Genomic DNA, 15,738 nt, shown 5'->3' with positions numbered 1-15,738 from the left:
AAAGGGTCGTCATGAACCAATACCTGGAGCTCTTCTCGCGGCGCATGAAGGAAGGTGGATCGCCGAAGGCGAAACGGGAGTTCCTGGAGATCGGCCGGCTCGCCGGGAAATTCCCGGCGGCCAAGAGCCTGCGGGACGGGGTCACCTCCGAGATCAGCGTGTGGTGCAGCAACGACTACCTGGGAATGGGCCAGCACCCGCTGGTCCTGGCGGCGACCCGCGAAGCCCTCGACGAGTACGGCGCGGGCTCGGGCGGCTCCCGGAACATCGGCGGGACCAACCACTGCCACGTGCTGCTGGAGAACGAACTGGCGGATCTGCACGGAAAAGAGGACGCCCTTCTCTTCACCTCCGGGTACACCGCCAATGACGGAGCCCTCACGGTCCTCGCCGGCCGGCTGGGGGACTGCGTCGTCTTCTCCGACGAGATGAACCACGCCTCGATCATCGACGGACTCCGCCACAGCGGCGCCGAGAAGCACATTTTCCGGCACAACGACACGGCGCACCTGGAAGAGCTGATATCCGCCGCCGATCCCGACCGGCCGAAGATGATCGTCATGGAATCGGTCTACTCGATGGCGGGCGACGTCGCCCCGCTCGCCGAGATCGCCCGGATCGCCCGGAAATACGGCGCGATGACCTTCCTCGACGAGGTCCACGCGGTCGGAATGTACGGGCCGCAGGGCGCCGGTATCGCCGCGAGCCTGGGCATCGCGGACGAGTTCACCGTCATCATGGGAACGCTCGCCAAGGGATTCGGCACCACCGGCGGGTACATCGCCGGTCCCGCCGAACTGGTCGACGCGGTGCGCGGCCTGTCCCGCTCCTTCATCTTCACCACCGCCCTGCCGCCGGCGGTCGTGGCGGGCGCGCTCGCCGCGGTCCGGCACCTGCGCACTTCCGACGAGGAGCGCGACCGGCTCCACGCGAACGCGCGGCTGACGCACCGGCTGCTCACGGAGCACGGCATCCCCTTCGTCTCCGACGGCTCCCACATCGTCTCGATCTTCGTCGGGGACGACGCGCTCGCCCGGCGGATCTCCGCCCTGCTGCTGGAGCGCCACGGCATCTACGTGCAGGCGATCAACGCGCCCAGCGTGCGCGCGGGACAGGAAATCCTCCGGAGCGCGCCCGGCGCCGTCCACCAGCCCGCGCAGGTCGAGGCGTTCGTCGCGGCACTGGACGGGATCTGGCGCGAGCTTGGGGTGCCGCGTACTTAGGGCCTGTCCGGCCGACCCGCTCCACGGGGTACGCGCGCGGCCCTCCCGCCGCTCCGCGCCCCGCCCGCTCCCCGTACCCGCGTCGTGTCGCGGCCCGCGCTATCGGGCTGCTATGCGGCAGTGGGCAAGATCGACGTCGCAGGTCCGGTGGGGGTACGCGCCGGGCCTGACGAAGGCGTCCCGGTCGGCGCGCGACCCGCGAGAGCGGGCGCCCGCCACGGTTCGGCGACCGGTGGTCCCGCTCGCCGTGAAGGAGTCCGAAGACACGATGGCGCACCCCGACGGTACGGAAGCACCGCTGCTGTGGACACTGGCCGGCAGCGGCAGGGAGTCGCTGGCGGCCGGCGCGCGCGGCCTGCACGGGTACCTGGCCGGTCGTGACGACTGGAGCCCCCAGGACATCGCGCTCGCCCTCGCGCGCACCGCCTCCGAGGGGAGCCGGCGGGCGGCACTGGTGGCCGACGGCCGGGACGGGTTCCTGCGGCGGCTGGACGCGCTCGCCGACGGCAGGAGCATGCCCGGCCTGGTCGAGGGCACCGCCGCGGCGGGCCGCCGGGTCGCCTTCGTGTTTCCCGGACAGGGCGCGCAGTGGCCCCGGATGGCCGTGGACCTGCTGGACACCTCCGCGGTGTTCCGCGACCGGATGGACGCGTGCGCGCAGGCCCTGGAGCCGTTCACCGACTGGGCGCCGATCGACGTGCTCCGCGACCCGGACGCGCCGGGCGCCCCCGCCGCGGACCGGGCCGACGTGGTGCAGCCCCTGCTGTTCGCCGTGACGGTGTCGCTCGCCGAGCTGTGGCGCTCCCACGGCGTGGAACCGGCCGCCGTGCTCGGGCACAGCGTCGGCGAGGTCACCGCCGCCGCGGTCAGCGGCGCGCTGTCCCTGGACGACTCCGCACGGGTGGTCGCCCTGTGGAGCCAGGCCCAGGCGACCCTGGCCGGGCAGGGCGACATGGTCTCCGTCATGGCCCCGGCCGACGCGGTCGAGCCGCGGCTGCGCCGCTGGGACGGCCGCCTCGTCGTCGCCGCGCACAACGGTCCGCGGTCCGTGATCGTCTCCGGCGACCGCGACGCCGCGGCCGAACTCCTCGCCGACCTGGCCTCGGAGGGGGTGCACGCACGGCGGATCGCGGTCGGCCTGGCCGCCCACTCCCCCCACATCGACGCGATCGTCCCCCGGATGCACGCCGACCTCGCACCGATCCGGCCCCGCACACCGCAGCTGCCCTACTACTCCGGACTGACCGGCGGACGACTGGACGCCCCGGTCCTGGACGCCGACTACTGGTGCCGCAATCTGCGCAACCCTGTCCGGTTCCACCAGGCGGCCGGCGCCCTGCTCCGGGACGGGTACGGCGTCCTGCTGGAGGTCAGCCCGCACACCGTGCTGACCTCCGCCCTCACGGACTGCGCGGAGGAACACGGCGCGCGGGCCGCCGTCCTCGGAACGCTGCGCCGGGACCAGGGCGGTCCGGGCCGGTTCCTGACCTCGCTCGGCGACCTGTACGTGCACGGTGTCACCCCGGAACGGGAACCGGAGGCGCCGTCCGCAGGGGTACGGGAGCTGCCGGCAGACGTCCTGGCGGCGCTCGCGGAGCCCGGCCCGGCGGACCCGGACGGTGCGGGCGGCACGGGCGGCGGCCGGGACGCCGGCGGCGCGCTGCACGCGGAGCTGGCCGGCATGGACGCCCCGGAACGGCGCGCCGCGCTGGCCCGGCTGGTGGACGAGGAGATCGCCGCGGTGACCGGGCGGTCCGAACCGGTCCCCGCCGACGTGGCCTTCCTCGACCTGGGATTCGACTCCGTCACCGCCGTGGAGCTGCGCAACCGGCTGAGCGCGGCGACCGCGCTGCGCATCCCGGCGACGGCCGTCTTCGACTGCCCGACCCCGGCGGCCCTGGTCGCGTACCTCAGCGCCCGGATCGGCGGCGACCGGCCCGACCTGCGCACGGACGCGGTCGAGCCGGTGCGGCGGCCCGCGGACGACGACCCCGTGGTGATCGTCGGCATGGGCTGCCGCTACCCCGGCGGCGTCGGCAGCCCCGACGACCTCTGGGAGCTGGTGTCGGCGGGCGCCGACGCCGTCTCCGCGCTGCCCGACGACCGCGGCTGGGACACCGCCGGACGGTACGACCCCGCACCGGGCACACCGGGCCGGTACTACCAGCGGGAGGCGGGTTCGCTCGCCGGCGCGGCCGACTTCGACGCCGAGTTCTTCGGCATCTCGCCGCGCGAGGCCCTCGCCATGGACCCGCAGCAGCGGCTGCTGCTGGAGACCACCTGGGAGGCGCTGGAGCGGGCCGGGATCGACCCGTCCACCCTGCGGCGGACCCCGACGGGCGTCTACGTCGGGGCGATGACCATGGACTACGGCCCCTCCCTCGAACAGGGCGCCGACGAGGGCGGCCACCTGCTGACCGGCAACACCGGAAGCGTCGCGTCGGGCCGCCTGGCCTACACCCTCGGCCTCGAGGGGGCGGCCGTCACCGTGGACACGGCATGCTCGTCCTCGCTGGTGGCCCTGCACCTCGCGGTCCGGGCGCTGCGCTCCGGCGAGTGCTCGCTGGCGCTGGCCGGCGGCGCGACCGTGATGTCCACGGTCGGCATGCTCGTCGAGTTCAGCCGGCAGGGCGGCCTGGCCCCCGACGGCCGCTGCAAGGCGTTCGCGGCGGCCGCCGACGGCTTCGGCCTGGCCGAGGGCGTGGGCATGCTGCTGCTGGAGCGGTTGTCGGACGCGCGGCGTCTCGGGCATCCGGTGCTGGCGGTGGTGCGCGGTTCGGCGGTGAACCAGGACGGTGCGAGCAACGGCCTGACGGCGCCGAACGGTCCGTCGCAGCAGCGGGTGATCCGGGCGGCGCTGGCGGACGCGGGGCTGATGGCCTCGGACGTGGACGTGGTGGAGGCGCACGGCACGGGGACGCGGTTGGGCGACCCGATCGAGGCGCAGGCGCTGCTGGCCACCTACGGGCAGGGGCGGCCGGCGGACCGGCCGGTGTGGATCGGGTCGCTGAAGTCGAACATCGGCCACGCCCAAGCCGCGGCCGGTGTCGCGGGCGTCATCAAGTCGGTGCTGGCGCTGCGGCACGGCGTGATGCCCAGGACGCTGCACGTGGACGGTCCGACGCCCGAGGTGGACTGGTCGGCGGGCGCCGGCCGGCTGCTGACGGAGGCCCGTGCCTGGGACGACACGGGCCGCCCGCGCCGGGCGGGCGTGTCCTCCTTCGGCATCAGCGGGACCAACGCCCACGTGATCCTGGAGTCCGTGCCGGCCGAGGCGGTGGAGGACGCCCCGCGTCCCGGGCCGGTGGTGTGGCCGGTGTCGGCGCGCGGCGCCGAGGCACTGCGCGCGCAGGCGGAGGCGCTGGCGGCGCGGGTGGCGGCGGAGCCCGGGCTCGACGTGGCGGACGTGGGCTGTTCGCTGGCGGTGGGGCGCGCGTCCTTCGAGCACCGTGCGGTGGTGGTGGGCGGGGACCGGAGCGAACTGCTCGACGGCGTGAAGGCGCTGGCGCAGGGTGCCGCGGTGTCCGGCGGCGGGCTGGTTTCCGGTCGGGTGGCGCTGGTGTTCCCGGGCCAGGGCTCGCAGTGGGTCGGGATGGCCGCGGAACTGCTGGCCGAATCGGCCGTGTTCGCGGAACGGATGGCGGAGTGCGAGCGGGCGCTGGCGCCGTACGTCGACTGGTCGTTGGCGGAGGCGCTCGGCTCGGAGGCCCTGCTGGCGCGGGTCGATGTGGTGCAGCCGGTGCTGTGGGCCGTGATGGTGTCGCTGGCCGAGGTGTGGCGCTCGTTCGGCGTCGTTCCGGACGCGGTGGTCGGCCACTCGCAGGGCGAGGTTGCCGCTGCGTGCGTGGCGGGCGGTCTGAGTCTGGAGGACGGGGCGCGGGTGGTCGCGCTGCGCTCCCGTGCGATCCGTGCGTTGGCGGGGCGTGGCGGCATGGCCTCGCTGCCGCTGCCGGTGGACGTGGTGCGGGAGCGCATCGCGGACCGGCTTTCGGTGGCGGCGGTGAACGGCCCGTCGTCGACGGTGGTGTCGGGTGACGCGGACGCGGTCGCGGCGCTGGTGGAAGAACTCGTGGGGGAGGGGGTGCGGGCGCGTTTGATCGAGGTCGATTACGCGTCGCACTCCGCGCACGTGGAGGAGGTCCGCGAGCAGCTGCTCGCCGATCTGGACGGCATCGTGCCGCTGTCCGCTGCGGTGCCGTTCTACTCGAGCGTCACGGGCGGCCCGCTGGACACGAAGGCCCTGGACGCCGAGTACTGGTACCGCAACCTGCGGGAGACCGTCGAGTTCGAGCAGGCGACCCGCGCGCTCCTGGCGGCCGGGCACCGCTTCTTCGTCGAGTCCAGCCCGCACCCGGTGCTGTCCGTCGCGGTGGGGGAGTCGGTCGAGGCGGCGGGTGCGGACGCCGTGGTGCTGGGGACCTTGCGTCGCGGGGAGGGCGGCCCGGCGCAGGTGCTGCGCGCGGTCGGACGCGGCTGGGAGCGCGGGCTGGGGGTGGACTGGTCGGGGGCGTTCCCGGGAGCGCGCCGCGTCGAACTGCCGACGTACGCCTTCCAGCGCACCCGCTACTGGCTGACGGCCCCCGCCGCCGTCCCGGCCGCCCCCGCCGAGGACCGCTGGGACGACCTGGAACTGCAGGACCCCGCCCGGCTCGCCGAAATCCTCGGGGTCGGCCGCGCCGCCCTGGACGAAGTCCTGCCCGCGCTGGCGACCTGGCGCTCCGCCAGGAGCCGTGAGCGGAAGGCGGAATCCTGGCGCTACCACGTCGCCTGGGCACCCCTGCCGGTCACGCCGGCGGACGGCCTCCCCGGTCGCTGGCTCGCCCTGCGTCCCGAGGACGGCGACGCGGCGGCCGTCCTGGACGCCCTCCGCGAGGCCGGGGCCGACCTCCTCCCGTGCGTCGTCGCCGATCCGGGCGCGACCCGCGAACAGCTGGCCGCCCTGCTCACGGAGACCGCCGGGGAGCAGCCGATCGCCGGCGTGCTGTCCCTGCTGTCCTGGGAGGAACGCCCCCACCCCGAACACCCCGACCTGCCCGGTGGTCCGGCGCTGACCCTCGCGCTGGCCCAGGCACTCGAGGACGCGGGCATCCAGGCCAGGCTCTGGATACTGACCAAGGGACTGGCTGTCCTGGGCGGCGCGGAGCGGCCCGGACACGTCGGTCAGGCCGCCTCCGCCGCCCTGGGCCGGACGCTGGCCCTGGAGCACCCGCACCGCCGGGGCGGTCTGGTCGACCTGCCCGAGGTGCTGGACGCACGGGCCGCCCGCCGCCTGTGCGCGGTGCTCGCGGGAGCCGCGGCCGACGAGGAACAGGTGGCGGTGCGCTCCACCGGGGTCCACGGACGCCGCCTCCGGCCCGCGCCGTCCGTGCCGCCGAAGGCCCGTGCGGGCGGCCCGGACGCCCGGTGGCGGGGCACGGTCCTCGTCACGGGCGGCACCGGCGGCGTCGGCTCGCACACGGCGCGCTGGCTCGCGGGCCAGGGCGCGGAGCGGCTGCTGCTGGTCAGCCGGCGCGGCGCCGACGCCCCCGGCACGGACGCGCTGCGGGCGGAACTGACGGCGCTGGGCACCGAAGTGGCCTTCGCGGCGTGCGACGTCGCCGACCCGGCCGCCCTGGCGGCGCTGGTCGCCGACATCCCCGCGCGGTACCCGCTGTCCGCCGTCATCCACGCGGCGGGCGTCCTCGACGACGGTGTGCTCGACGCGCTGGACCCCGCGCGGCTCGCCGTGGTGCTGCGCGCCAAGCTGACCGCCGCCCGGAACCTGCACGAGGCCACCGCGGGCCTCGACCTGTCGGCCTTCGTGGTGTTCTCGTCGGTGATGGGCGTCGTGGGCAACGCCGGGCAGGGGAACTACGCGGCCGCCAACGCGGCCGTCGACGCACTCGTCGCCGCCCGCCGGGCCGCCGGGCTGCCCGGCACGTCCGTGGCCTGGGGCGCTTGGGCCGGACCGGGCATGCTGGCGCACGAGGTCGCCGGCCGGCTGCGTGACTTCGGCATGCCGGTGATGGAGCCCGAAACGGCCGTCACCGCGATCGGCCGGGCACTGGAGGCGGACGACGCGCTGGTCCTGGTCGCCGACGTCGACTGGAAGCGCTTCACCGCGGCCATCGGCCTGCGGTCCACCGCCCTGCTCGACGGGATACCGGACCCGGCTGCCGCGCGGCCCACCCAGGACACCGCCGCACCGTCGGCGGCCCGGGAGGGCGACGGCGCCGCCGACACCCTGCGGCAGCGGATCGCCGCACTGCCGCGCCACGAGGACCGGGTCGGAGCCCTCACCGAACTGGTCCGCACCCAAGCGGCGACGGTCCTGCGCCACCCCGGCGTCGACACGGTCCAGCCCGGAAAGGCGTTCTCCGCGCTCGGCTTCGACTCCCTGATGGCGGTGGAGCTGCGCAACCGGCTCGCCGCCGTCACCGGGCTGGCCCTGCCGGCCACCGTCCTCTTCGACCACCCCACCCCGTCGGCACTGGCCGACCGGCTGCTCGCGGAACTGGACCTGGACCAGGCCCTCGACCCGGGTCTGCCGGACGAGGCGAGCGACACCGCCGACCCCGTCGGCAACGAGCCGATCGCGATCGTCGGCATGGGCTGCCGCTTCCCCGGCGGGGTCGCCCGGCCCGAGGACTTCTGGCACCTGCTCGCCCAGGGCACCGACGCCGTCGGCGACTGGCCGTCGAACCGGGGCTGGGACACCGAGGGGCTGTACGACCCGGACCCCGACCACCCCGGCACCACGTACACCAGGCAGGGCGGCTTCCTGCACGACGCGGCCGAGTTCGACGCCGAGTTCTTCGGCATCTCGCCGCGCGAGGCCCTGGCCATGGACCCGCAGCAGCGGCTGCTCCTGGAGACCGCCTGGGAGGCGGTCGAGGGCGCCGGGCAGGATCCGACCGCGCTGAAGGACCGGCAGGTCGGCGTCTACATCGGCACCAACGGACAGGACTACTCCGCGCTGCTGGAGGGCGCCGAGGGAGTGTCCGAGGGCCACCTGCTGACCGGGAACACGGCCAGCGTGCTGTCGGGCCGGCTGTCCTACGTCCTCGGCCTCCAGGGGCCCGCACTCACCGTCGACACCGCGTGCTCCTCGTCACTGGTGGCGCTGCACCTGGCCGTGCAGGCACTGCGGCGCGGCGACTGCGAGCAGGCCCTCGCGGGCGGGGTGTCGGTGATGAGCACCCCGCGGCTGTTCGTGGAGTTCAGCCGTCAGCGCGGGCTCGCCGCCGACGGACGGTGCAAGGCGTTCTCGGCGGACGCGGACGGCACGGGCTGGGGCGAGGGCGCCGGCGTGCTGCTGCTCGAGCGCCACAGCGACGCCCTGCGCCACGGCCACCCCGTCCTCGCGCTGATCAGCGGTACCGCCGTGAACCAGGACGGCGCCAGCAACGGGCTCACCGCCCCCAACGGCCCGTCCCAGCAGCAGGTCATCCGCGCCGCCCTGGCCGACGCCGCGCTGCGCGCCGAGCAGATCGACGCGATCGAGGCCCACGGCACCGGCACCAGGCTCGGCGACCCGATCGAGGCGCAGGCGCTCCAGGCCGTCCACGGACCGGAGCGCCCGGCGGACCGCCCGCTGTGGCTCGGCTCGGTGAAGTCGAACATCGGGCACACCCAGGCAGCCGCCGGGGTGGCCGGGGTGATGAAGATGGTGCTGGCCATCCGCCACGGAGAACTGCCCGGAACCCTGCACGCCGGGACGCCGAACCCGCACGTCGACTGGTCCGACGGCGGCATCCGCCTGCTCACCGCGCACACCCCGTGGCCGGAGACCGGGAACCCGCGCCGGGCGGGCGTGTCCTCGTTCGGCATCAGCGGCACCAACGCGCACCTGATCATCGAGCAGGCGCCCGCCATCGCGGCCGTGCCCGCCCTGGACCGGACCGACACCCCGGCCGCCCCCACCACGGACACCCCGGCCGCCACCCCCGCCGCCGCCACGATGGCCCTCGCCGCGGACACCGCCACCCCCACCGCCCGCCGCACCGGCCCGCCCGTGCCGCTGCTGCTCTCGGCCAGGACACCGGAGGCCCTGCGGGCCCAGGCCGGCCGGCTGGTGGGCCGGCTCGACGCCGACCCGGACGTCGAACTGGTCGACGTCGCCTACTCGCTGGCCACCGGGCGGGCCCCGCTCGAACACCGGGCCGCCGTCCTGGGACGGGACCGGGCGTCCGTCCGGCGCTCGCTCACCGCGCTCGCGCGCGGCACGACGGCGGGCCGACTGCTCACCGGCGGCGGCGTGCGCCCCGGCCGGACCGCCTTCCTGTTCCCGGGACAGGGCAGCCAGCGGGCCGGAGCCGGCGCGGAGCTCTACGGCGAGGACCCGGTGTTCGCCGACGCCCTCGACGAGGTGCTGACCGGCCTCGACCCGCACCTCGACCTGAACCTGCGCGACCTCCTGTTCGCCGAACCCGGAACCCCCGACGCGGAACTGCTCGACCGCACCCGGTACACCCAGCCCGCGCTGTTCGCCCTGGAGACGGCGCTGTTCCGGCTGGTACGGCACTGGGGCGTGCGGCCCGACCTGCTGATGGGGCACTCCATCGGCGAACTCGCCGCCGCCCACGCGGCGGGCGTGCTGGACCTGCCCGACGCCTGCGCGCTGGTGACGGCCCGGGGCCGGCTGATGGACGAACTGCCCGAGGGCGGGGCGATGGTGGCGGTCGAGGCCGGCGAGGAGGAAGTGCGCCAGGCCCTGTCGGCCGAGGACCGGGACGCGGTGGACATCGCCGCCGTCAACGGGCCCGCCTCCGTGGTCCTGTCCGGTGACGAGGACGCGGTACGCCGCCTGGCCGGGACGTTCCGCGACCGCGGCCGGCGCACCCGGCGCCTGAGCGTGAGCCACGCCTTCCACTCCGCCCGGATGAACGGCATGCTCGACGCGTTCCGGGACGTGGCCGAGTCGCTGACCTACCACGCGCCCGGCATCGAGATCGTCTCCAACCTGACCGGGCGCACCGCCACGGCCGCGGAACTCCGCTCCCCCGACCACTGGGTGCGGCACGCCCGGGGCACCGTGCGCTTCCTGGAAGGGGCCCGCCAACTGCGGGCCGCGGGCGCGACCACGTACCTCGAACTCGGACCGGGCGGCGTGCTGTCCGGCATGCTCCACGCCTGCCTCCCCGAAGCCGGCTCCGACTCCGCCCCCGGCGGCTCCGCTCCCGCCCCCGGCGGCCCCGGGGCGGTGCCGCTGCTGCGCGGTGACCGCGGCGAGTCGGACGCGGTCCGCACCGCACTCGCCTCGCTGCACCTGCGCGGCGTGGCGGTGGACTGGTCGGCGGGCTGGAGCGGCACCGACGTGCGGCGGGTCGACCTGCCCACCTACGCCTTCCAGCACCGGCGCTTCTGGCCGGTGGCCGCGCCGGACCCGGCCCCCGCCGCCTGGCGCGGCCGCCGGGGGACCGCGGCCCCCGCCGGCCCGCACCGCTACCGCATCGGATGGGAGCCGCTCACCGCGCCCGCGGAGCCCCGCCTCTCCGGCCGCTGGCTGCTCGTCGTCCCGGACGGACCCGGCGCCGAGGACACCGCGCTCGCCTGCGAACAGGCCCTCGCCGGACACGGCGCCGACGTGGTCGTGATCCGGGTCGGGGCCGCCGTCGAACGCGCCGAACTGGCCTCGCTGCTCCCGGAGTTCGGCTCCCTGGAGGGCGTCCTGTCGCTGCTCGCCCTGGCCGAGGGGCCGCACCCCGGCCTGCGGACGCTCGACGCCTGCCTGACCGGGACCCTGCTGCTGATCCAGGCCCTGGGCGAGAGCGGCATCGACGCACCCCTGTGGTGCGCCACCCGCGGCGCGGTGGCGGCCCACGGCACGGAGGAGGTCCGCCCCGAGCAGGCCCAGGTGTGGGGCCTGGGCCGGGTGGCGGCCCTCGAGCACCCGCTGCGCTGGGGCGGCCTGGTCGACCTGCCGGAGCTGCTGGACGGGCCCGCGCTGGACGGGCTGTGCGCGGTGCTGGCCGGACTGGACGGCGAGGACCAGGTGGCCGTGCGCGTGCCGGCACCGCTGGGCCGCCGGCTCGTCCCCGCGCCGGAGCCCGCGACACCCGCACCCGCACCGTGGACGCCGCGCGGCACGGTCCTGGTCACTGGCGGCACCGGCGGCCTCGGCGCCCAGGTGGCGCGCTGGCTCGCGGAGCGCGGCGCGGACCACCTGGTCCTGCTCGGCCGGCGGGGCCCCGAGGCCCCGGGAGCCGACGCGCTGGTCGACGCCCTGGCGGCGCTCGGCGCCCGGAGCACCGTGCTGGCCTGCGACGTCGCCGACCGCACCGCGCTGGAACAGGCCCTGGAGCGGCTGCACGCCGAGGGCGACACCGTACGGGCCGTGGTGCACACCGCGGGACTCACCTCGGACACCGCGCTGATGGACTGCACGCCGGAGGAACTGGCCCTGCTGACGGCGGCCAAGACGCGCGGCGCGGCCCACCTCGACGCCCTGTTCGAAGGCCGCCAACTGGACGCCTTCGTGCTGTTCTCCTCGATCTCGGGCACCTGGGGCAGCGGCGGCCAGGGCGCGTACGCGGCGGCCAACGCCTACCTGGACGGCCTCGCCGCGGCGCGGCGCGGCCGGGGCCTGCCGGCGACCTCGGTGGCCTGGGGCCCCTGGGCCGGCGCGGGCATGGCCGAGGGCGCCGTCGGCGACGGCCTGCGCCGACACGGGCTGGTGCCGATGGACCCCGCGGCGGCGCTGTCCGCGCTCGGCCTGGCGCTGGCCCTGGACGAGGGCGAAGAGGTCGTCGCCGAGCTGGACTGGAGCCGCTTCGCGCCCACCTTCGGTTCGGTCCGGGAGAGCGCGCTGCTGCGCGGCCTGCCCGCCGCCGCGGAGTACCGGACGGCGGACGGCGGCCCCGCGGACACTTCTGTCGGGTCCGCACCCGGTACGGGCGGCGACCCTTCGTGGTCGCACCGGCTGCACCGGCTGTCCGGGCCCGAGGGCCGCAAACTGCTGACCGAGCTGGTCCGGAGCGAAGCGGCCGCCGTGCTGGGCCACGAGTCGGCCGTCGGCCTCGCCGCCGACCGCCCGTTCCGCGAGGCGGGCTTCGACTCGCTCACCGCCGTCGAACTCCGCAACCGGCTGGTCGCGGCCACCGCCCTGCCGCTCGCGCTCACCTCCGTCTTCGACCACCCGACGGCGGCCGCCCTCGCCGAGCACCTGTTCGCCGGGCTGAGCGGCACGGAACCGGGCGCCGACGACACGACCGGCACGACCAGCGCGACCGCGGCGGATCCCGCGGCGGCCGACGAACCGCTGGCGATCGTCTCGATGGCCTGCCGGTTCCCGGGCGGCGTCCGCTCGCCCGAGGAGCTGTGGCGGCTGGTGGCCGACGGAGTGGACGCGGTCGCCGAGCTGCCCGCCGACCGCGGCTGGCCGCTGGAGGACCTCTACGACCCGGACCCCCTGCACCCGGGCACCTTCTACACCACCGGCGGCGGATTCCTGGACGGGGCGGCCGAGTTCGACGCGGAGTTCTTCGGCATCTCGCCGCGCGAGGCCCTGGCCATGGACCCGCAGCAGCGGCTGCTGCTCGAAACCAGCTGGGAGGTCCTGGAGCGGGCCGGACTCGACCCCGCGTCGGTACGCGGCAGCGAGGGCGGCGTCTACGTCGGCGTCGCCTCCCAGGGCTACGGCACCGGCCCGCAGGACCCGTCCGACCAGGTCGAGGGGCACCTGCTCAGCGGCACGGTCACCAGCGTCGCCTCCGGCCGGATCGCCTACACCCTTGGCCTCGGCGGCCCCGCCGTGACCGTGGAGACGGCCTGCTCGTCCTCGTTGGTGGCACTGCACCTGGCCGGCCAGGCACTGCGCGCCGGCGACTGTTCGTTCGCCCTGGTCGGCGGCGCCGCGGTGATGGCGAGCCCGGACGTCTTCGTCGAGTTCAGCCGCCAGCAGGGCCTGTCGCCCGACGGCCGCTGCCGCTCCTTCGCCGAAGGGGCGAACGGCACGGGGTGGGGCGAAGGGGTGGGCGTCCTGCTCGTGGAACGCCTCTCCGACGCGCGCCGCCTCGGGCACCCGGTTCTCGCGCTGGTACGGAGCACCGCGGTGAACCAGGACGGTGCCAGCAACGGCCTCACCGCCCCGAGCGGCCCCGCGCAGCAGCGGGTGATCCGGGCCGCGCTGGCCACGGCCGGACTGTCCGGCGCCGAGATCGACCTGGTCGAGGCACACGGCACCGGCACCGTGCTCGGCGACCCCATCGAGGCGCAGGCCCTGCTGGCCACCTACGGCCAGGACCGGCCCGCCGACCGCCCGCTGTGGCTGGGTTCGCTGAAGTCCAACATCGGGCACACCCAGGCCGCCGCCGGAGTCGCCGGCGTCATCAAGACGGTGCTCGCCCTGCGCAACGGCGTGCTCCCCGGCACCCTGCACGCCCATGAGGCGTCCAGCCGGGTGGACTGGTCGGCCGGCGCGGTCCGGCTGCTCGCGGACGCCCGCCCCTGGGACGCCCCGGACGGGGGCCGGCCGCGCCGGGCCGGCGTCTCCGCGTTCGGCATGAGCGGCACCAACGCCCACGCCATCCTGGAGGAAGCACCCGCCGCCGACCACCGCCCGCCGGCCGAGGAGCCCGGGACCACCGTTCCCTGGCTGCTCTCCGCCATGACCCCCGCGGCCCTGCGCCGCCAGGCGCGCCGACTGGGCGAGCACCTGCGGGCCGACCCCGACGCGGGCGCCGCCGCGACCGCCCGGGCGCTCGCCACCACCCGCCCCGCCCTGCCCTTCCGGGCGGCCGCCACCGGCCGCGACCGCGCCGCGCTGCTCGGCTGGCTGGACGCCCTCGCGGCGGGCGAACCCGCCCCCGACGCCGTGCAGGACCGGGCGCGCGGCGGCCGCACGGTCTTCGTCTTCCCCGGCCAGGGCTCGCAGTGGGCCGGCATGGCCGCGGCGGCGCTCGACACCTCCGCGCCGTTCGCCGCCGCCATCGCCGACTGCGAACGGGCGCTCGCCCCGCACACCGACTGGTCCCTGACCGAGGTGCTGCGCGGCGCGCCCGGCGCGCCGACGCTCGAGCGCGTGGACGTCGTCCAGCCGGTGCTCTTCGCCGTGATGGTCGCGCTGGCCGCGCACTGGCGCGACACCGGGGTCACCCCGGACGCCGTCGTCGGGCACAGCCAGGGCGAGATCGCCGCCGCCTGCGTCGCCGGAGCGCTGTCGCTCGACGACGCGGCCCTCGTGGTGGCGCTGCGCAGCCGGGCGCTGCTGAGGCTGGCGGGACGCGGCGGCATGGTGTCGGTCGCCGCCTCCGCCGAGCGGACCACGGGCCTGCTGCCCGCCGGCGGACGCGCGTGCGTGGCCGCCGTGAACGGCCCCGAAGCCGTGGTCGTCGCCGGGGAGCCCCAGGAACTGGCCGCCCTGCTCGCGGCCTGCGAGCGGGAAGGCGTCCGGGCCAAGGCGATCCCGGTGGACTACGCGGCCCACTCCGCCCAGGTCGCCGAGATCGAGGACGAACTGCGCGAAGCCCTCGCCGGGATCCGCCCCCGCGCCTCGGCCGTCCCGCTCTACTCGACGGTGACCGGCGAACCCGTCGCCGGAGAATCGCTCGACGCCGCCTACTGGTACCGCAACCTGCGCGAACCGGTCGACTTCGCCGGAGCGACCCGCACCCTGCTGGACGCCGGCCACACCCTGCTCGTCGAGGTCAGCCCGCACCCGGTGCTGCTCGCCGGGATCGAGGCGGTGGCCGCGGAGGCCGGGCGGGAGGTGTCGGCGGTCGGCACGCTGCGGCGCGGCGACGGCGGCCGGGACCGGCTGCTGGCCTCGCTGACCGAGGCGTGGGCGGCCGGCGGCGGTCCGGTGGACTGGTCGCCCTGGACCGGGACCCCCGGCCCGGCACCCGTCCTGCTGCCGACGTACCCGTTCCAGCGCGACCGGTACTGGCTGGCCACCCCGGGCCGGACGGCCGCCGCCACCACGGCGGTGCCGGCCGAGGAGGCACCGGAGGCCGCGGGCGACGACGACGGGACCCCCGCCGAACGGCTGGCCGCCCGGCTGGCCCCGCTGGACCGGCGGGCCCGCCGGCAGGCGGTGCTCGACCTGGTCGTCCGGCACTCGGCCGCGGTCCTCGGCCATCCCGGAACCGGCCCGGTGCGCCCGGAACGCACCTTCGCCGAGGTCGGCTTCGACTCGATGCTCGCGGTGCGGTTCCGGAACGCGCTGTGCGAGGCCACCGGGCTGGCCGTCCCGCCGACGGCCGTCTTCGACCACCCGACGCCCGAGGCGCTCGCCGCCTACCTGGACGCGGAGCTGTCCGCCGCGCCCGAACCGCCCTCGCCGCTGCTGGCCGAGCTCGACCGGCTGGCCGCGCTCCTCACGGCCGCCCCGCCCGGAACGGCCGACAGCGACGGGGTCGGCGAACGGCTGGACGAACTGCTGCGCGGCTGGCGCAGGCGCGCCGGCGCACCGGGCGGCAGGGCACCGGGCGGCGGGGCAGTACCTCCCGGGGCGGTGGACGACACCGCCACGGTGACCGAAACGGCGACAGCGGACGAGCTGTTCGCCCTGATCGACAACGACTTCGGGAACGTCTGA

2 protein-coding genes are annotated in these 15,738 nt (G+C 76.3%); both read left to right on the top strand.

Annotated elements, in window-relative coordinates:
• Positions 1 to 11: 11 nt before the first annotated feature.
• On the top strand, positions 12 to 1,223 hold the full coding sequence (gene hemA / locus ACFYST_RS22665; protein WP_387864904.1) for a 5-aminolevulinate synthase: 1,212 nt from the start codon (positions 12 to 14) through the stop codon (positions 1,221 to 1,223).
• A 268-nt stretch (positions 1,224 to 1,491) separates the two neighbouring features.
• Positions 1,492 to 15,738, top strand: coding sequence for a type I polyketide synthase (locus tag ACFYST_RS22660; RefSeq protein ID WP_387864902.1), 14,247 nt, complete (start codon positions 1,492 to 1,494; stop codon positions 15,736 to 15,738).

It is taken from the genome of Kitasatospora sp. NPDC004614, assembly GCF_042873675.1.
Taxonomy (GTDB): Bacteria; Actinomycetota; Actinomycetes; order Streptomycetales; family Streptomycetaceae; genus Kitasatospora.
This window is presented reverse-complemented; position numbering and strand designations above follow the sequence as displayed.